The 18,143-nt window shown below is 53.6% G+C and carries 14 protein-coding genes; 3 read left to right on the top strand and 11 right to left on the bottom strand.

The window, feature by feature from the left end; all coding sequences use genetic code 11:
* Positions 1-5 precede the first annotated feature (5 nt).
* The 11 genes from F3I20_RS09010 to otsB all read right to left on the bottom strand — a co-directional run bounded on the left by F3I20_RS09010 (position 6) and on the right by otsB (position 14,024).
* A complete protein-coding gene (locus F3I20_RS09010; protein ID WP_150037473.1) occupies positions 6-1,682 on the bottom strand; it encodes a methyl-accepting chemotaxis protein in 1,677 nt (558 codons plus the stop codon).
* Between the two features lie 105 nt (positions 1,683-1,787).
* Positions 1,788-3,350 carry a methyl-accepting chemotaxis protein gene (locus tag F3I20_RS09005; RefSeq protein WP_150037474.1) on the bottom strand — a complete coding sequence of 521 codons (1,563 nt, stop codon included), beginning with the start codon at positions 3,348-3,350 and terminating at the stop codon, positions 1,788-1,790.
* Between the two features lie 192 nt (positions 3,351-3,542).
* Positions 3,543-5,213 carry a methyl-accepting chemotaxis protein gene (locus F3I20_RS09000; protein WP_150037475.1) on the bottom strand — a complete coding sequence of 557 codons (1,671 nt, stop codon included), beginning with the start codon at positions 5,211-5,213 and terminating at the stop codon, positions 3,543-3,545.
* A gap of 165 nt (positions 5,214-5,378) precedes the next feature.
* Entirely contained in the window at positions 5,379-5,876 is a 498-nt protein-coding gene (gene cheW / locus F3I20_RS08995) for a chemotaxis protein CheW (RefSeq protein ID WP_150015287.1), read from the bottom strand.
* A 23-nt stretch (positions 5,877-5,899) separates the two neighbouring features.
* Positions 5,900-7,882 carry a chemotaxis protein CheA gene (cheA, locus tag F3I20_RS08990; RefSeq protein WP_190286158.1) on the bottom strand — a complete coding sequence of 661 codons (1,983 nt, stop codon included), beginning with the start codon at positions 7,880-7,882 and terminating at the stop codon, positions 5,900-5,902.
* Positions 7,883-7,893: 11 nt separating this feature from the next.
* Positions 7,894-8,838: a flagellar motor protein MotB gene (motB, locus tag F3I20_RS08985; protein WP_150015285.1), complete on the bottom strand. Its 945-nt coding sequence runs from the start codon at positions 8,836-8,838 to the stop codon at positions 7,894-7,896.
* Complete coding sequence (gene motA, locus F3I20_RS08980) at positions 8,835-9,722, bottom strand: flagellar motor stator protein MotA (protein ID WP_150015284.1); 888 nt, start codon at positions 9,720-9,722, stop codon at positions 8,835-8,837. The genes motB and motA overlap by 4 nt, the downstream gene beginning before the upstream one ends.
* A gap of 133 nt (positions 9,723-9,855) precedes the next feature.
* Complete coding sequence (gene flhC, locus F3I20_RS08975) at positions 9,856-10,434, bottom strand: flagellar transcriptional regulator FlhC (RefSeq protein ID WP_013358233.1); 579 nt, start codon at positions 10,432-10,434, stop codon at positions 9,856-9,858.
* Positions 10,431-10,784 carry a flagellar transcriptional regulator FlhD gene (flhD, locus tag F3I20_RS08970; protein WP_150015283.1) on the bottom strand — a complete coding sequence of 118 codons (354 nt, stop codon included), beginning with the start codon at positions 10,782-10,784 and terminating at the stop codon, positions 10,431-10,433. Before flhD ends, flhC begins: the two co-directional genes overlap by 4 nt.
* Before the next feature lie 1,018 nt (positions 10,785-11,802).
* Positions 11,803-13,239 (bottom strand): alpha,alpha-trehalose-phosphate synthase, encoded by a 1,437-nt coding sequence (otsA, locus tag F3I20_RS08965; protein WP_150037477.1) that lies wholly within the window; start codon positions 13,237-13,239, stop codon positions 11,803-11,805.
* Positions 13,236-14,024 carry a trehalose-phosphatase gene (gene otsB, locus F3I20_RS08960; RefSeq protein ID WP_150037478.1) on the bottom strand — a complete coding sequence of 263 codons (789 nt, stop codon included), beginning with the start codon at positions 14,022-14,024 and terminating at the stop codon, positions 13,236-13,238. Before otsB ends, otsA begins: the two co-directional genes overlap by 4 nt.
* Before the next feature lie 452 nt (positions 14,025-14,476).
* Between otsB and eptA the strand changes: the two genes are divergently transcribed.
* Genes eptA through pmrB form a run of 3 tightly spaced genes read left to right on the top strand, consistent with a single transcriptional unit; the run spans position 14,477 to position 17,840 of the window.
* On the top strand, positions 14,477-16,105 hold the full coding sequence (gene eptA / locus F3I20_RS08955) for a phosphoethanolamine transferase EptA (RefSeq protein WP_150037479.1): 1,629 nt from the start codon (positions 14,477-14,479) through the stop codon (positions 16,103-16,105).
* Complete coding sequence (gene pmrA / locus F3I20_RS08950; RefSeq protein WP_150015278.1) at positions 16,105-16,785, top strand: two-component system response regulator PmrA; 681 nt, start codon at positions 16,105-16,107, stop codon at positions 16,783-16,785. Before eptA ends, pmrA begins: the two co-directional genes overlap by 1 nt.
* Complete coding sequence (pmrB, locus tag F3I20_RS08945; RefSeq protein WP_150015277.1) at positions 16,782-17,840, top strand: two-component system sensor histidine kinase PmrB; 1,059 nt, start codon at positions 16,782-16,784, stop codon at positions 17,838-17,840. The genes pmrA and pmrB overlap by 4 nt, the downstream gene beginning before the upstream one ends.
* The last annotated feature ends 303 nt before the right edge of the window (positions 17,841-18,143 follow it).

Raw genomic sequence — 18,143 nt, 5'->3', positions numbered from 1 at the left:
GGCGATTAAAAGGTTTCCCAGTTGTCGTCGCTGCGTACCGCAGACGAACGACCAACGGCTAACGGTGCATCTGACTGGCGCGTTTTTGTCGCCGTTGTCTTGTTAACGGCCTGAGCGACAAATTCTTTACCAATATTGAACACTGATACCGCTTGTTTTAAGTGACTTGCCTGATCTTCGAGCGCTGCAGCCGCTGCCGCTGACTCTTCAACCAGTGAGGCGTTCTGCTGCGTGACGCGATCCATCTCGGTCACCGCAAGGCCCACCTGGTCAATGCCACGGCTCTGTTCGTCTGACGCAGAAGCGATCTCGCCCATGATGTCAGTGACGCGTGTGACCGCGCTGACGATGTTGCTCATGGTGTCACCGGCGCTCTCTACCAGCACCGAGCCGGTATTAACGCGGCTAACGGAATCCTCAATAAGACCCTTGATCTCTTTGGCGGCCTGAGCGCTACGCTGCGCCAGGCTGCGTACTTCACCCGCCACGACGGCAAAGCCGCGACCCTGCTCACCGGCGCGTGCGGCTTCAACCGCCGCATTCAGTGCCAGGATGTTGGTCTGGAAGGCGATGCCGTCGATCACACTGGTAATATCGGCAATCTTTTTGGAACTGCCCGCAATCTCTTTCATGGTGGTAACCACGCCATCCACCACTTTCCCGCCCTGCTGTGCGGTTTCAGAGGCGGTCAACGCCAGCTTCGACGCCTGACGGGCGTTTTCGGCATTCTGCTTCACGGTCGCGGTGAGCTGCTCCATGCTGGCAGCGGTCTGCTCCAGCGAGGCGGCCTGCTGTTCGGTACGCGAAGAGAGATCGTTATTACCGATGGAGATTTCGCTGGCACCGGTATAGATGGCATCTGAGCCGTCACGCACGGTACGGACGGTACGAGCCAGCTCCTGCTGCATATGCTGCAGTGACGTCAGTAACTCACCGATTTCGTTGCGCACGGTCATCTCAACCGGCTGAGTCAGATCACCGCGCGCGATGTGCTGAATATGCTCAATGCTCTGACGCAGAGGACGGATCAGCACAGAGCGCATCACGTTCCACACCAGGATAATCATCAGCAAGGTCACGGCCAGCGTGGCGATGACGATAGTGATGGAGCGGCTATAAGCCTGCTGGTTGGCTTCCACCCCCTGCTGCGCCATCTGTTTATTGGTCTCAAGCCAGGCGCTGTAATCTTTCTGGAACTTGTCCTGGAAACTCTGCGTGGGCTGATCCACAAACCCTTTAAAGTTGCCGGTGGTGAAAAACACCATCAGCTCTGCCAGCGCATCGTGATAGGCCTTGTAGTTCGCCTGTAACGCCAGGACGTTTTCAGCCGTTTTGCCCTGTTCTGACAGATTATCGTTAAAGATCTGATAGTTAATTTCAGCCTGTTTCAGCTCCTCGCCCGCCAGTGCGACCAGCTCTTTTACGCTGGCACCCGATCCCGACATCTGCGCATCCTGCAGAAAACGGATACCGGCGCGGTTGAGGGTGTTACGCGCCTGAACCAGCGAAACCCATGAGGTGCCCATCGCCTGTTGCAACGTATTCAGACGCTGGTTGTAGGCAAAATTCTCTTTATCTGAACTGACAGTTTTGAAAAACATTCCGCCGGAAAACAGCTGCAGCAGCGCAAACAGCGCCAGCACACATAGCAGGCCGGAAACAACGCGTACTCGACTAAACATAAACACCTCATTGGTTGGCGATTCGTGTTTATTTATCGGCGGCGTCGGGGGGAACTTTATGCGTAGCAACGGCTTTAAACCGCCGCCACGCTGAAAGGCAGAAAATCAGGCGCGGGAAATTTTGAAAACCGAGACGGCCTGGGTGAGGACGCTGGCCTGCTGCTCCAGTGCGGCAGCGGCGGCGGCTGACTCCTCCACCAGCGAGGCATTCTGCTGGGTCACGCGATCCATTTCGGTGACGGCAAGACCGACCTGCTCAATGCCACGGCTCTGCTCGTCTGATGCAGAGGCGATCTCGCCCATGATGTCGGTTACGCGGGTAACGGCACCCACAATCTCATTCATGGTGCTGCCTGCGCTTTCAACCTGCAGTGAACCGCTGTTGACGCGAGACACCGAGTCCTCAATCAGCCCTTTGATCTCTTTCGCGGCCTGAGCACTTCGCTGTGCCAGACTGCGCACTTCACCGGCCACCACCGCAAAACCGCGACCCTGTTCACCGGCACGCGCCGCCTCAACCGCGGCATTCAGCGCCAGGATGTTGGTCTGGAAGGCAATACCGTCGATCACGCTGATAATATCTGCGATCTTCTTCGAGCTGCCCGCAATCTCTTTCATGGTCGTCACCACGCCATTCACCACTTTGCCGCCCTGCTGCGCGGTTTCTGAGGCGGTCAGCGCCAGCTGTGAGGCCTGACGGGCGTTATCAGCATTCTGTTTCACCGTGGCGGTGAGTTGCTCCATGCTGGCTGCAGTCTGCTCCAGCGAGGCCGCCTGCTCTTCGGTGCGGGCTGACAGGTCGTTATTGCCGGCTGCGATTTCGCTGGCACCGGTAAAGATGGCGTCAGAGCCGTCACGCACATTACCCACCGTCATCACCAGTGATTGCTGCATCTCATGAATGCCGGCCGCCAGCTGGCTCATCTCATTACGTCCTTCAACCACAATCGGCTGGGTCAAATCGCCGGAGGCGATAGCGCGAATCTGCGCCAGCAACTGTTGCAGAGGCTGAATCAGCACCTGACGCAGGCCAAACCAGCAGGTAATAATTACCACCAGCACCACAACACCAATGGTGGCCAGCAACCACATCATCTGTGTAAACGCTTTCTGATTCTTTTCCATACCCTGATCAGAAAGGGCAGTCTGGAGCGCACGCCATTTGTCATAGCTGCCCTGCATCGCCACCTGCTTCTGCTCAATATTCTGTTTGAACATGCCTTCCAGGTCGCGCGCCTGCAGGCTTTTTACCATCGCTTTCAGGCCATTTTCGTAATTCGCGTAATCAGCTTCCAGCTTGTCACCCAGCTTCTCGTCAAGACCCGGCGTGGTTGGCAGGTGGTAATAGATTTTGAAGTGGCGATCGGCTTCAACCAGCTGTTTATTCGCTTTGACAATCAGTTCATCAAGCTGACCGCCGTTCATCTCCGATGCCATGCTGGTCTGTAAGCGCAGCATGCCGCGGTTCAGCGTGGTACGACTGTTGTTTAAGGCAATATAAGCGTCAGTCATCTCGGTGACATTGCGATTAGAGACCTGCGACAGTGCGAAGGACTCTTTGTCTTTATTGAGCGCTGACCAGAAAAGGCTGCCAGCGACTAACTGGAGCGCGCCAAAGATAACCAGAACTGCGATTAAACTGGTCACCACTTTTATTTTTTTTAACATCTCGTTCCCCTGCAGGTTAATTTAGGTGCAGCGGCTATATCGGCGTGTTTATAGTATTAATTAATGCTTTTCGGCGCTTTCAGAAGAGAAGTGGCTTTTGTAATTAATTTTATCAGCAGGAGCTGCTGAGTTTGGCTTTAAGCAGTAGATTAAAAGGGGTGGCTGCGCAACCCGCAGGATGCGCAGCATTAATCAGAAGGTTTCCCAGTTTGTATCACTGACCGGGGCCGTCAGGGCTTTGCGTGGTGCCAGCGCCTTTGTTGCGGACGAAGCAATCGGCAGATGCTTTGTCAGCGTCTGCCTGGTTTCACGTTTGATTTTAAAGACAGAGACTGACTGACTTAAACGGCTGGCCTGATCTTCCAGCGACGCGGCCGCTGCCGCGGACTCTTCCACCAGCGAGGCGTTCTGCTGGGTGACGCGATCCATCTCGGTGACGGCCTGCCCGACCTGATCGATACCACGACTCTGCTCATCCGACGCCGAGGCGATTTCGCCCATGATGTCGGTGACGCGTGTGACCGCACTGACGATATCGCTCATGGTTTCCCCGGCGGTACCGACCAGCTGCGAACCCACGCTGACGCGGTTGACTGAATCATCAATCAGTCCTTTGATCTCTTTGGCGGCCTGGGCGCTGCGCTGTGCCAGACTACGCACCTCGCCCGCGACTACCGCAAAACCGCGACCCTGTTCACCGGCACGCGCTGCTTCAACGGCAGCGTTGAGCGCCAGAATATTCGTCTGGAACGCGATCCCATCAATCACGCTGGTGATATCAGCAATCTTCTTTGAACTGCCAGCAATTTCGCTCATGGTTTTCACCACACCCGCCACCACGCTGCCGCCTTTTTCTGCGGTTTCGGACGCGCTGAGTGCCAGCTGTGACGCCTGGCGGGCGTTTTCGGCGTTCTGTTTCACGGTGGCGGTGAGCTGCTCCATACTGGCCGCCGTCTGCTCCAGAGATGCCGCCTGCTGTTCTGTGCGGGCGGAAAGGTCATTGTTTCCGGCAGAGATTTCACTGGCACCGGTGAAAATCGCATCCGATCCTTCACGGACATGGGTTACAGTGCGGACCAGCGACTGCTGCATGTCATGCAGGCTGGCGGCGAGCTGTGTCATCTCGTTACGTCCTTCCACCACGATCGGCTGGGTTAAATCACCCTGAGCGATATGCTGGATATGGTTAATGCTGCCATTCAGCGGGTTTATCACGATTTTGCGCAGGCCAAACCAGCAAAGCACGATCACCGCAACCACAACGCTCATAATAGCGGCAAGGATCCACATCATACGGCTGTAAGCGTTACTGTTCTCGGCCACGCCTAGCGTGGTCAGGCGACTCTGATCGGCCCGCCATTCGCGGTAAAGCGTCAGAAACGCACTCTGGCTCGGTGCCACCGGAGCTTTTGCGGCTGCGGCCATATCATTGACCTGCAGCGCACTCTGCAGGCTGTTCAGCGCGCCCGCATAATCATTGAAGCGCTGGTCAAGCTGATTGTTAAGTTGCTCATCCTGTCCTGGGGTATCTGGCGTCTCTTTGAACGTCTTGTAGAAACCCGCTGCAGCCTGCTGGAAGCGCTGACTCTCTTCAAACAACGAAGCAACATCAGCCGTTTTACCTTCCAGTTTGCTGGTGGCGATACGCAGCTGAACGCGGGTCAGCAAAACACGGCTCTGGTTGAGACTCATATAAGCGTCATTGAGCGCCTGCGTGTTTTGCATCGCCAGCTGTGACACAGCGAAACTTTGTTTATCGTGGCTTAATGCAGAGTAAAAGACAGAACCGGATAAGGCCTGTAACAGCCCGAATACCAGTAACACCAGTAACAGGCTGGTGACCACACGGATTTTCGTTAACATGAGTAACCCTGAACAATGTAGGTGATTTAAAAGTAGCAGTGAGATTATCGACAGGTGAGAGCAGGAAATTAGGGCGGACGTCGGTTTTAAGGATATGAATTCAAAAGAAACTATTACAGTCTGTAACGATTACGGGCCAGCCTAAGCCAGCCCGTGATGATGCGATTACGCGGTACGCAGGTTATCCACCAGCGCCATCTCGTCGCTGCTCAGCAGCTTCTCAATGTCGACCAGAATCAGCATGCGTTCGCCCAGCGCACCCAGACCGGTCAGGTACTCGGTAGACATAGTTACCGCGAACTCTGGTGAAGGTCGGATCTGATCCTGGGTCAGTGACAGCACGTCAGAAACACCATCGACCACGATACCGACCACGCGATTTTCCAGATTCAGTACGATGACCACGGTGTTGTCATTGTACTCAACGTCAGGCTGCGCAAACTTTACGCGCAGATCGATAATCGGCACGATTACGCCGCGCAGATTCGTGACGCCGCGGATGAATTCAGGGGTATTCGCAATACGCGTTACCTGATCGTAACCGCGAATTTCCTGAACTTTGAGGATATCGATGCCGTACTCTTCGTCGCCCAGCGTGAAGACCAGAAACTCCTGACCCACAGTTTCGCCAGCGATTTTTGTCACGGTTGCCATTCCATTCATGTTATTTACCCTTTCGTTATCTGTCAGGCGGCAGCGCCGGCCACACGTTTTTCACGGTTAAGTGACTGCAGTGCTGATACATCAACAATCAGCGCTACGCTACCATCGCCAAGAATGGTCGCGGCGGAGATGCCCGGCACTTTGCGATAGTTACTTTCCAGGTTCTTCACCACCACCTGATGCTGACCAATCAGCTGATCAACCAGCAGCGCGTAACGTTTGCCCGCGCTCTGCAGGATCACCACGATGCCCTGCGTGGCCTCGGTTTTGGCACCCTGCACATCAAAGACGTTCCACAACTCGACCAGTGGCAGATATTCACCACGCACTTCCAGCACGCACTCGCCACCGGCCAGCGGTTTCAGCTCTTCGGCACGCGGTTGCAGTGATTCCATCACCGCATTCAACGGCAAAATAAAGACTTCATCCGCCACGCGGACGGACATGCCATCAAGGATGGCCAGCGTCAGCGGCAGCAGGATACGAATAGTGGTGCCTTTACCCTGCTTCGAGGCGATTTCAACGTGACCGCCCATCTCCTGAATATTTCGTTTCACCACGTCCATTCCGACGCCGCGTCCTGACACATCCGTCACCTGCTCCGCCGTAGAGAAGCCCGGTGCGAAGATCAGCATGCCGACCTCTTCGTCGCTCATGTTCTCATGAACCGGCAGGCCCGATGACAGGGCTTTAGCCAGAATACGTTCACGGTTCAGGCCGGCACCATCATCTGACACTTCGATACAGATGTTACCGCCCTGGTGTTCCGCGGAAAGCGTCAGGTTACCGGTAGCCACCTTACCGGCCACCAGACGTTTCTCTGGCGTTTCGATACCGTGGTCAAGACTGTTACGCACCAGATGCGTTAACGGGTCGATGATGCGTTCGATCAGGCTCTTATCAAGTTCGGTTGAGCTGCCCAGCAGGGTCAGTTCGACCTCTTTGCCGAGTTTGCTCGCCAGGTCACGCACCAGACGCGGGAAGCGGCTGAAGACATATTCCATTGGCATCATACGAATCGACATCACCGATTCCTGCAGGTCGCGGGCGTTACGCTCCAGCTGCCCCATGCTGTTCAGCAGGTCGCCGTGCGCCACCGGGTCGAGTTCACCGGAACGCTGGGCAAGCATCGACTGGGTAATCACCAGTTCACCCACCAGGTTGATCAGCTGATCGACCTTCTCTACCGCAACACGGATGCTGGAAGATTCGCTCGACTTCGCCGGTGCCGCGACGCGCTTACTTTCACGCTTCGCCGCTGCCACGGGCAGTTCGGTAACGCTGGCGGTGTGAACCTCTTCTGCAACCGGTGCGACGGCTGCAACAGCAGCAACCGGCGCGGCAACCGCTTCGCCAGCCTCCGGGAAGCGGATCTGCGCTTCGTCGATGACGAAGCAGAGCACCGCCACGATGTCATCTTTACCGACGCCATCAATGCAGACGTCCAGCGTGGTGCTGCCCTTCTGCACATTGGTCAGGGTGCCGAGATTGCTCATCTCTTCCAGCATCAGGTCGACTTCTTTTTCTTTGAGGTCGATCAGCTGTACCCGCAGACCGCTGGTGCTGGCCGGTTCCGTGCTGGCAGGGGTTACCGTCGCCGGCACATCAACCGGCAGACCTTTCGCCTCGAGCGCCAGCTGGCGCAGCGCTTCACAGATATATTTGAAGCTCTCCGCGTTAGGCTCCTGCGCGGTTTTATAAGCATCGAGCTGTTCCTGCATAATATCTTTGGTTTCCAAAAACAGGTTGATGATGTCGGTGCTGAGCTGCATCTCGCCGCGACGAGCACCATCCAGAATGTTTTCCAGGATATGAGTCGTTTCCTGTAATACCGTAAAACCAAAGGTTCCGGCCCCACCCTTAATGGAGTGGGCGGCACGGAAGATGGCGTTTAGCTGTTCCGAATCTGGCTCCTGCGGGTCCAGGCCCAACAGGTGTTGTTCCATATCCGCTAACAGCTCATCGGCTTCATCAAAAAACGTCTGGTAAAAATCGCTGATGTCCATACTCACGGGAATCACCTCGGCTGTGAGGGGGCTGCTGTATTCACCGCGCTGCCCTGGGGTGCTGGCGGTGCGGTAATTTTTTCAATGGCCGCCGGATCGCTGATCTGGACGGCATCACTTTCTGCGTTCTCTTTTTCTATTGCCGCTTCGGTGTCGTGGTTCAACACCAGCAGGCTGATGCGGCGGTTAACTGCGTCATTACCGCCACGATTTTTCAGGCGCATGGTGTCGGCCATACCTAACACCCGTAAAATTTTGCCACTATCCAGACCGCCCATTACCAGTTCCCGGCGTGAGGCGTTAGCGCGGTCGGTAGAGAGTTCCCAGTTGCTGTAGCCTTTGTCACCGCTGGCATACTGGAAATCATCGGTATGTCCGGCCAGGCTGATGCGGTTCGGGATATCATTGAGGATCGGCGCTATCGCACGCAAAATGTCGCGCATATACGGCTCCACCTCGGCACTGCCGGTCTTAAACATCGGGCGATTCTGGCTGTCGATAATCTGAATACGCAGTCCCTCTTCCACCATGTTGATGATCAGATGTGGCCGCAGCGCTTTGAGACGCGGATCCGCTTCAATCATCTGGTCGAGCTTTTCACGCAGCCGGTTAAGGCGAATCTCATCCAGCTTGCGTTTCTGGGCGTCCATATCGACGACTTTGTTCACTTCGCCAATCTTTTTGGTCGGATCGTCACCGCCGCCAGGGATCGGGCTATCGCTGTCGCTGCTGCGCGCGCCGCCGGTAATCGCGACCTTAAGCGGCGTTTTGAAGTAGTCTGCAATCTGCACCAGTTCCTGCGGGTTGGCGATCGACAGCAGCCACATCACCATAAAAAAGGCCATCATCGCCGTCATAAAGTCGGCGTAGGCAATCTTCCACGATCCGTGGCTGCCTTCATGGCCTTTATGTTTGCGCTTTTTGATCAGCACAATTGGGCGATTGCCGTGTTTCATGAAGCCTCGTCTGAAGTCTGTTTAGCCGGGTTCTTGGCGTTACGTACATGCTCTTCAAGTTCGCTGAACGATGGGCGCTCGGCGGAGTAAAGGGTTTTACGACCAAACTCCACCGCAATCTGCGGCGCGTATCCATTAAGGCTCGACAGCAAAGTCACCTTGATGCACTGCATCATCTTGGTGGTTTCCGCACACTTCTGACGCAGGACTGACGCCAGTGGAGAAATAAATCCGTAGGCCAGCAAAATGCCCAGGAACGTTCCCACCATCGCATGGGCTACCAGCGCACCGAGTTCAGCCGCCGGACGGTCGGCCGAGGCCAGTGCGTGAACCACGCCCATTACCGCCGCCACGATGCCGAAAGCCGGAAGACCATCGCCTACTGCTGCAATACTTTGCGCTGGTACGTCACACTCGTGTTCGTAGGTCTCGATCTCTTCATCCATCAACGCTTCGATTTCAAAGGCGTTCATGTTGCCGCTGACCATCAGGCGCAAATAATCGGTAATAAAATCTACTAACTGTTTATCGGCAAGAATGCGGGGATAATTAGCAAAAATTTCACTCTGGCTGGGATCTTCAATATCACGCTCCAGCGATAACATGCCCTGCTGACGCGACTTCGCCATCAGGCGATAAAGCAGCGACATCAAATCCATGTAAACCGCTTTATTGTATTTGGAGCCGCGAAATAACAGTGGCAGCGCTTTCATCGTTTTTTTAATCGACTTTCCATTGTTGCCGACTAAAAAAGCACCGGCACCGGCACCGCCGATCATCAATAATTCGGCTGGCTGATAAAGCGCGCCCAGATGGCCACCGACCAGCGCATATCCGCCCAACACGGAGCCTATAACAATCAGGTAACCTATAATTATCAGCACAAAAAAATCCTTACGTTCATAACGTGTTGGTGGAAGTTAAGCCAGAGAGCCGCAGGCGTTATTCCTGAACCGCAAGCAAAAAAAAAGCAGCGGTATTAACCGCTGCTGGATGACTTCCACAGTGCGAACAAACTTAAACGGCGTGTTTAACCTGTTCATCCAGCAGTTGTGGAAACATATCGGCAGGTTCTGCAGAAAGTTTACGTCTTTTTACGGCACGTGATGGTGGCTGGCACAGGCTGCAGGTAAAGCTGCCAACCGGCTGATGCGCATGATTAATAAAGCTGCCATTACAGCATTTGCAATCCGCCAGTTCCAGCATGCCACTTTCAACGAATCGGACCAGGGTCCAGGCGCGGGTCAGCGCCAACAGCGGGCCCTCGTCCGATTGCGGACACTGTTCGAGATATAAACGGTAAGCTTTGATCACGGCATCGACGCCGCTGCACAAACCGGTTTTCAGTAAAAATTTCCAGGCGTTACAGAACATAGAAGCATGGATGTTCTGCTCCCACGTCATAAACCAGTCCGTGGAGAACGGCAGCATGCCTTTTGGCGGCGGACTGCCACGTAATTCTTTATAGAGCTTGATCAGACGACCACGGCTCAGCTGAGTTTCACTCTCTAACATCTGCAAGCGCGCACCTAAAGTGATGAGCTCCATGGCGAGCTGAATATCACGGGCTTCCTGAACAATACTTTTCTCACTCATGACATTGCTCTCTTTTTAGCAGGCGCTTCATCTTTAGACGCATTACGCAGTAAACGGCTTGATAATAAAATGCCGGTGTGGATTTGTTGTAAATCATCCACGCGTGATTCCTGCGTCAGGCGATTAATGGTGTTGCTATCGGTAAAACGAAACTGGCAAACCAGCTGATTGGTTTCCGCCATTTTTACCATCTCAGGCAATGTTAATTCAGATAATGCGTTCGCCATTTTTTCGTCAATACCGAGGCGAAACATTGCAGAAGCTTTATCCTGGTTAATTAAACGCTGCGCGAGCAGTAAATAAGACAAGTTAAGGTCATAAATATGTTTCAGTACTTCAGAGGTGCCCATTATTTTTCCATCCTGAGAGATGCGACGTAACTGTATCGCAGATTAAAATCTGCGGTTCGAGCTGCTGTTTGTTAAATCAAAAGATGGCAAAAAAAACTTCACATAATTTCAATGTCACTGTTTTTCGCCTTCTATTTTCGTGGGTTTCAGACCCACTGAAGGTCGAAAATCCATGCCATTCTATTTTCGAGTTCCGGACATCTTCCGTGACGTCTTCTTACATTTTTTAGGACTATTCCGAAAACAACGCAAATCTATATCGTCTGATTTCGACATACAACGACAGCCAGATGAAATTTTAGATAAAGTGTGACGCAGATCACACTTTTAACGCAAATTTCTTCAGCAACCCTTTACGATTACTCGCTGAGTGGTCACTTTTTGAACAAAAAAGTGTGTTTTTAAGTCCAATTTGTCCTGAGAAAGGTTTAATAGGGGGTAAAAGCATCGCTATTCATCGCTTTAAGCAGTCCGAAATGATTATCGGGTGTTAATCGCTTTAACACCCTATTTAGAACCATCTAAAAGAGGGTTATCAGGATATTATGCTGGCAAGGCAGGGAGTTATTTGCTGTTAAATTAGTTACTTAATGGGAGTATCGCAGGGTGTGAGTAATGAAATCGTTAAGGTTTCGACGGCAGTAAGGGGGGGTTCTGGCAACCTGGTGTTAACAGTGACAGCGGGATGTTCAGGCTCCGACACCCAATGTAACAAGGGGTTACATAAGAAAGACGAATGAATTAACGACAGGTTATGCGTTGGCACTATGACTATCGGCAGCCTGAAGAAAAACTTTAGCAAAGTAGTTAAAGAAAGCGGCAGGCAGCGGTATGACAGGGTTTTCGTGTTTCTGTGCATATATCAGGCCACTCTTAGCCGCTACTGAGGTCATCGGCAGATAATCGCAGCATCAGGTCGTTAACAGATAGCGGGCGAGTTTTCTGTGAGCTGGGCCCAAAAAAAAGCAGCGATACCCTGATGGTATCGCTGCTTCCATTATTCCCCTAAAGACTCAGGTCAGGCGAGCTTTGGGAAGGTCGCCACTTTGTTAACGGTGCTATGGTCAACACTGCGTGGGTCAATCCGCTCCAGGTCCTTCAGGAAGCTCTCACGCCAGGCGGTAATGTCGTTTTTGCGTAATACCGCCATCATGTCGTTGTAGCGTGAAATCCTTTCGGTACGCGGCATGGTAATCGCCTTATCCAGCGCGGCGGCGACTTCATCACGGTCATAAGGATTCACGATCAGCGCGGAGGTCAGCTCATTGGCCGCCCCGGCAAAGCGTGACAGCACCAGTACACCAGGATCGTCCGGGTCCTGCGCAGCGACATACTCTTTCGCCACCAGATTCATACCGTCACGCAGCGGTGTCACCAGACCGACATCGGTCAGCCGGAAGATCTTCATCAGCAGGCGACGGTCGAAATGCTGGTTAAGATAATAGAGCGGGGTCCAGCCCAGCGTGCCGTACTTACCGTTGATGCGCCCTGCTTCTGTCTCAAGCTGATGCCGGATATCCTGGTATGCCTGCACATCGCCACGCGAGGTTGGTGCGATCTGCGAATAGCGGATTTTGCCGCGATGCTGCGGGTAGTTCTCCAGCAGCGCTTCATAAGCAAGAAAACGCTCCGGCAGCCCTTTTGAATAGTCGAGACGTTCACAGGCAATAATGTTGCGTGCATCGCCCAGCTCTTTCTTCATAGCAGCCATTTTCGGCGGCAGTGGCCCCTCGGCCATCTCTTTAATACTGTCTGGCTCAATCCCGATGGGATAAACCTCAGTCATAAAGGTGTTGCCAAAGGCGCGATGCTTTTTGTCGCCTTTATTCTGCAACTGTGTCAGCTGGCTGACGCTGTCCAGGAACGCCACCCGATCGGATTCAGTCTGGAAGCCCAGCAGGTCATATTCACACAGCATTTCCAGCAGCTCTTTGTGCGGAGGCAGTGCGTTGAAAATTTCAGGCGTCGGGAACGGAATGTGCAGGAAGAAACCGATGCGGTTATTAATACCGGCCCGACGCAGCGCAGCAGCAAACGGTAAAAAATGATAATCATGGATCCAGACAATATCATCCGGTTTGATCAGCGGTTTTAATCGCTGCGCCACCGCGTCATTAACCTCGCAATACCCTTCCCACGCTTCACGCTGAAACTGCACCAGATCGAGGCGATAATGGAAGGCGGGCCAGATAACCGTGTTCGAGAACTGGCAATAATAGAGATCATAATCATTCTGGCTCAGCGGGAACGAGGCATACTCGATACCCTCATGCTCCTGAACCTTAACGTCTTCAACGTCTTCGCCGGTGAACTCGCTGATTTCACCGTTCCAGCCAAACCATAATCCACCGGTGCTTTTCAGTGCATCGAGAATGCCGACGGCCAGGCCGCCTGCGCTGGTTTTAGACCCATCTGGCATGGCGACACGGTTAGATACAACCACTAAACGACTCATAACCTAAACTCCTTACCGACGTTGTCTTGCTCTAATAGTAATAATGTTCTTTCCAGCCAGCCGTAAACGTCATCGACATCATTGAGTCGATAATGGGCCTGGCTTGATCCTTCGCCAACTTTAACTGAGACGCCCTGCCGTTCATTAACGGCCAGAAAGCCCTTCTCATCCGTCAGATCGTCGCCAATAAAGACTGGCGTACGCCCGGCAAAAGGCGTCTGCTGCATAAAGTCGCTGATTGCCGCGCCTTTATCGATGCCTGCCGGTTTAATCTCAACGACACATTTCCCTGGCTGAAGCGCCAGTCCCGGGAAACGCTTCACTGACTGTTCAGCCAGTCGCAACACATCCTGCTCATGCTGCATCGCCTGGCGGTAATGAAGTGCAAAGGCCATGCCTTTCACCTCAAGCTGAGTGCCAGGCCAGCAAGCCATCGCATCCTGCAATTCCTTCCTGAGATTTTGTTCAACCTCAACAGGCAGGCTGATGCGCTGCACATTACCCTCTGCATCACGACGCTCAGCGCCATGCACGCCCGCCGCCGGGCCGTGCCACGGCGCAGCCAGTGCATCCAGTTGTTCAATGGGTCTGCCGGAGACCAGCGCCAGTGCGCCCTGAGAAAGCGCAGAGAGTTGTTGAAGTTGTGCGATGACCTGCTCAGGAATAAATACCGCTTCGGGACGGGACTGTATCGCTGCCAGCGTACCGTCGACATCAAAAAAGAAGGCGTACTGCCCGCTGCTTAATGTCGGGTACCTGGCATAGGTGTCTGCCGCTTGGGTCACGTTACTTCTCCTGAAAATCCAATTTAATAAAACATTGAGTTAAAACAAGAATGTCCTGACGCAGTCAGGTCAGCAAGCGGGAAATTCTGATAAAGCGGTGATTGAGGGGTAAAACGCGGTGATTGGATAGGTCACTCTCCTCAAACTTGCAAGCGCATTGCTGACAATACTGGCTAACTGAGAACATCTTCACAATAAGTGTAGTCATTAACAGGGGTTATGCCAGAAATATGCACTTTTCATGCCAGCCGCTGCGGTTAAGTCAGCAGAAAAGCGCCATTCTCACCTGTTCTTTATTAATAATCGTAGCGGTATCGATCCGCATCACGCTGGAGTGATACCTGTTAAGCACTCCATACACATGACATTCTTCAGAGCTTAAGTTTCTTAAGGTATTCCTAATCTGGAAAGCGCACTCTCGTGACACTTTTATTACTCTGGTTCCTGCTCACATGGCGTTTATCCTGAAGAGGCCGCTGATTAGCCGCCTAAGCTTGCTGATTCTGGCTGCGGTTTATATCGCGGTTTTCCTTAATATCGCTTATTACCGTCAGGTGCTGGCGGTCATGCCGCTGAACAACCTGCATACCACGCTGGTGTTTTTATCGATGCCGTTAGTCGCCTTTAGCGTGATTAACATCGTGATTACGCTGGCCTCATTTGTCTGGCTGGACCGGCTGCTGGCCGCCCTGTTTATTCTGCTCTCTGCGTCGGCACAGTTTTTTATTCAGACTTATAACATCGTGGTTGATCGCTCAATGATCACCAACATGATGGATACCACCGCTTCTGAATCCTTTGCGCTGATTACGCCGCAGCTGCTCTTCACCCTGCTCACCTCAGGCGTGCTGATGGCGTTGCTGGTGTTCTGGCCGCGCATAAAACGGCAGCAGTGGCGTGGCGTGCTGGCGCGACTGCTCAGCGTGCTGTTTTCCGCTGCGCTGATCGTGCTGGTCGCCCTGTTCTTCTATAAAGATTACGCTTCGCTGTTCCGCAACAACCACGAGCTGGTTAAAGCGCTCAGCCCGTCGAACAGCATTGCGGCAACGCTCTCCTGGTATAAGCATGAGCAGCTGCAGAATGTGCCGCTGGTGCGCATCGGTGAAGATGCCCATCTGCAGCCCAGCCGCAGCAGCGGTAAGCCGAATCTGACGATTCTGGTGCTGGGAGAGACGTCGCGCGCGCAAAACTTCTCGCTGGGTGGCTACGGTCGTCTGACCAATCCTTTACTGGCGAAAGACGATGTAATCTACTTCCCACACACCACCTCGTGTGGCACAGCGACAGCCGTTTCTGTGCCCTGCATGTTCTCCAACATGCCGCGCGCGCACTATGATGATGTGCTGGCCGCTCATCAGGAGGGACTGCTGGATATTATTCAGCGCGCCGGCATCAGCGTGTTATGGAATGAAAATGATGGAGGCTGCAAAGGAGCCTGTGACCGTGTGCCGCATCAGGACATGACCAGCCTGAACCTGCCCGGCATGTGTATTAATGGTGAATGTTATGACGACGTGCTGTTCCACGGTCTGGACGACTACATCAGCCAGCTGAAAGGTAACGGGGTCATTGTTCTGCACACCATTGGCAGTCATGGCCCGACCTACAGCCATCGCTATCCGCCACAGTTCCGTCAGTTTGAACCGACCTGTGACACCAATCAGATTCAGGACTGTTCGCAACAACAGCTGATCAACACCTATGACAACACGCTGGTCAATGTGGATCATATTGTCGATAAAGCAATAAATGTCCTGCGCGCGCATCAGGACCGCTTCACCACCAGCCTGGTCTATCTTTCTGATCACGGCGAATCGCTGGGTGAAAATGGGGCTTACCTGCATGGCCTGCCCTATGCTATTGCCCCGGATACGCAGAAACATGTGCCGATGCTGATCTGGCTTTCTGATGATTATCAGAAACGTTACGCGGTCAATCGCGGCTGTCTGAATAAACTGGCGGCGACAGACGATTTTTCACAGGATAATCTGTTTTCAACCATGCTGGGATTAACCGGCACCACGACCCACGAATATGTGCCTGCGGATGATATTTTGACGTCGTGTCGGAGCCAACCTTAATGAAGATACTGATTGTTGAAGATGACGCACTGCTGCTGCAGGGCCTGATACTGGCGCTGGAAGGTGAAGGCTATGTCTGCGATGGCGTGACGCGGGTACGGGATGCAGAAGCGCATTTTGCCAGCGGTCTCTATAGTCTGGTCGTGCTGGACCTGGGCTTACCGGATGAAGATGGATTGCACTTCCTGATACGCCTGCGGCGGCAGAAGAAGATGACGCCGGTGCTGATTCTGACCGCGCGCGACACTATCAGCGAACGCATCGCCGGGCTCGACGCGGGTGCTGATGACTATCTGATCAAGCCGTTTTCGCTGGATGAGCTGCTGGCGCGGATCCGCGCACTGATTCGCCGTCACGTTAATCAGGGCGACAGCCAGGTGAGAGTCGGCGCGCTGGCGCTGGATATGACCCATCGTCAGATCACCCTCAGCGATGTGCTGCTCGATCTGACGCCCAAAGAGTTTGCGATTCTGTCACGACTGATGCTGAAGGCCGGCAATCCGGTTCACCGTGAAATTCTCTACCAGGACATCTATAACTGGGAAACCGAGCCTTCTACAAATACGCTGGAAGTGCATATCCATAACCTGCGCGACAAAATTGGTAAAAGCGCCATTCGTACCGTGCGTGGGTTTGGTTATGCGCTGGTGACGCAGGATGGCGTTCGCGAGGCAACATGATAAATCGTTTCGATCACCGCAGTATGCGCTTTCGCCTGATCCTGACTATTGGTCTGATCCTGCTGGTATTCCAGGTGATCAGCGTGGTCTGGCTGTGGCATGAGAGTAAAGAACAGATTCAGTTTCTGGTGGAAGCGCAGTTACAGAAGCGCAACATGGACAGCCACGTGAAGCGTGAAATCCACGAAGCAGTGGCCAGTCTGGCAGTGCCGAGCCTGGTGATGATTACGCTGACGCTGCTGCTTTGCTATCAGGCGGTGAAATGGATCACCCGACCGCTGTATCAGCTGCAGCGGGAACTGGAGAGCCGCAGCGAAGAGAATCTCGATCCCGTCACCTGTCACAGTCAGGTTCATGAGATCGATGCGGTAACTCAGGCGATAAATCAGCTGGTCGCCCGCCTCAATAGCAGTCTGGAACGCGAACGATTGTTCACCGCCGACGTGGCGCATGAGTTGCGCACGCCGCTGGCAGGATTACGGCTGCATCTGGAGTTAATCGAACGCAACAGCGATGTCAAAGTTCAGCCGCTGGTTCAGCGTCTGGATCAGATGACCCACAGCGTATCGCAGCTGCTGAATCTGGCACGCGCTGGCCAGTCATTTACCTCAGGCACCTATCAGAACGTCGGGCTGATCGAAGATGTGATCCTGCCGATGGAAGCGGAGCTGAGTATCATGCTGGAGGCGCATCAGCAGACGCTGGTGCTGGATCTGCCGCAGGAGCAGTTTGTGCGTGGAGATGCCACCCTGCTGAAGATGCTGCTGCGTAACCTGGTGGAGAACGCCCATCGCTACAGTCCGGATAACAGTACTATCAGCGTGCAGCTGTTGTCTGTTCCACAGCCTATGATGGTGGTGGAAGATGAGGGACCGGGCATTGATGAGAGTAAAAGTGGCGAGCTGAGTAAAGCGTTTATCCGGATGGACAGTCGCTATGGCGGTATCGGACTCGGGCTGAGCATTGTCAGCCGCATCGTCCAGCTACACCGTTTTCAGTTTTTCTTAGAGAACCGTCGCGACCGGAGCGGCTGCCGGGCCGTCATTAAGTTTTAAGCGGTAAACCAGGCAGACAGGAACAGCACAACGGTTGCTGCGGCAATCAGCAGAGCCGCATATTCACTCATCGGGCGTGTCGCAGTGACAGTCAGGGTAGCAGGCGCAGTTTTCATAGCATTATCCTCCGTTAAAGCAGGCAGTATCGCGACTGCATATTAAGGAAACCTTAAGCTCGCGAGGCGGTGGGTGAATATCTCTGCTCTCTCCTGTTTCCCCCGTGAACCTTCCCTTTATGCTCGCTACCCATCCCGTCGCCCCCGCAGGGTGCTCTACACTTAATGGCACCCTTCCGTTATAGGA

It is taken from the genome of Candidatus Pantoea gossypiicola, assembly GCF_008632075.1.
In the GTDB taxonomy this organism is placed as follows: domain Bacteria; phylum Pseudomonadota; class Gammaproteobacteria; order Enterobacterales; family Enterobacteriaceae; genus Pantoea; species Pantoea gossypiicola.
The sequence above is the reverse complement of the archived record's forward strand: the minus strand, read 5'-3'. Positions and strand labels throughout refer to the sequence as shown.

Bases quoted from the DNA above. Each gene is read 5' to 3' on its own strand.
- flhD (WP_150015283.1), bottom strand. From the start codon at position 10,784: ATGGGCACCTCTGAAGTACTGAAACATATTTATGACCTTAACTTGTCT.
- eptA (WP_150037479.1), top strand. From the start codon at position 14,477: ATGGCGTTTATCCTGAAGAGGCCGCTGATTAGCCGCCTAAGCTTGCTG.
- F3I20_RS09005 (WP_150037474.1), bottom strand. From the start codon at position 3,350: ATGTTAAAAAAAATAAAAGTGGTGACCAGTTTAATCGCAGTTCTGGTT.
- cheW (WP_150015287.1), bottom strand. From the start codon at position 5,876: ATGAATGGAATGGCAACCGTGACAAAAATCGCTGGCGAAACTGTGGGT.
- F3I20_RS09000 (WP_150037475.1), bottom strand. From the start codon at position 5,213: ATGTTAACGAAAATCCGTGTGGTCACCAGCCTGTTACTGGTGTTACTG.
- pmrB (WP_150015277.1), top strand. From the start codon at position 16,782: ATGATAAATCGTTTCGATCACCGCAGTATGCGCTTTCGCCTGATCCTG.
- F3I20_RS09010 (WP_150037473.1), bottom strand. From the start codon at position 1,682: ATGTTTAGTCGAGTACGCGTTGTTTCCGGCCTGCTATGTGTGCTGGCG.
- otsA (WP_150037477.1), bottom strand. From the start codon at position 13,239: ATGAGTCGTTTAGTGGTTGTATCTAACCGTGTCGCCATGCCAGATGGG.
- pmrA (WP_150015278.1), top strand. From the start codon at position 16,105: ATGAAGATACTGATTGTTGAAGATGACGCACTGCTGCTGCAGGGCCTG.
- cheA (WP_190286158.1), bottom strand. From the start codon at position 7,882: ATGGACATCAGCGATTTTTACCAGACGTTTTTTGATGAAGCCGATGAG.
- flhC (WP_013358233.1), bottom strand. From the start codon at position 10,434: ATGAGTGAGAAAAGTATTGTTCAGGAAGCCCGTGATATTCAGCTCGCC.
- motB (WP_150015285.1), bottom strand. From the start codon at position 8,838: ATGAAACACGGCAATCGCCCAATTGTGCTGATCAAAAAGCGCAAACAT.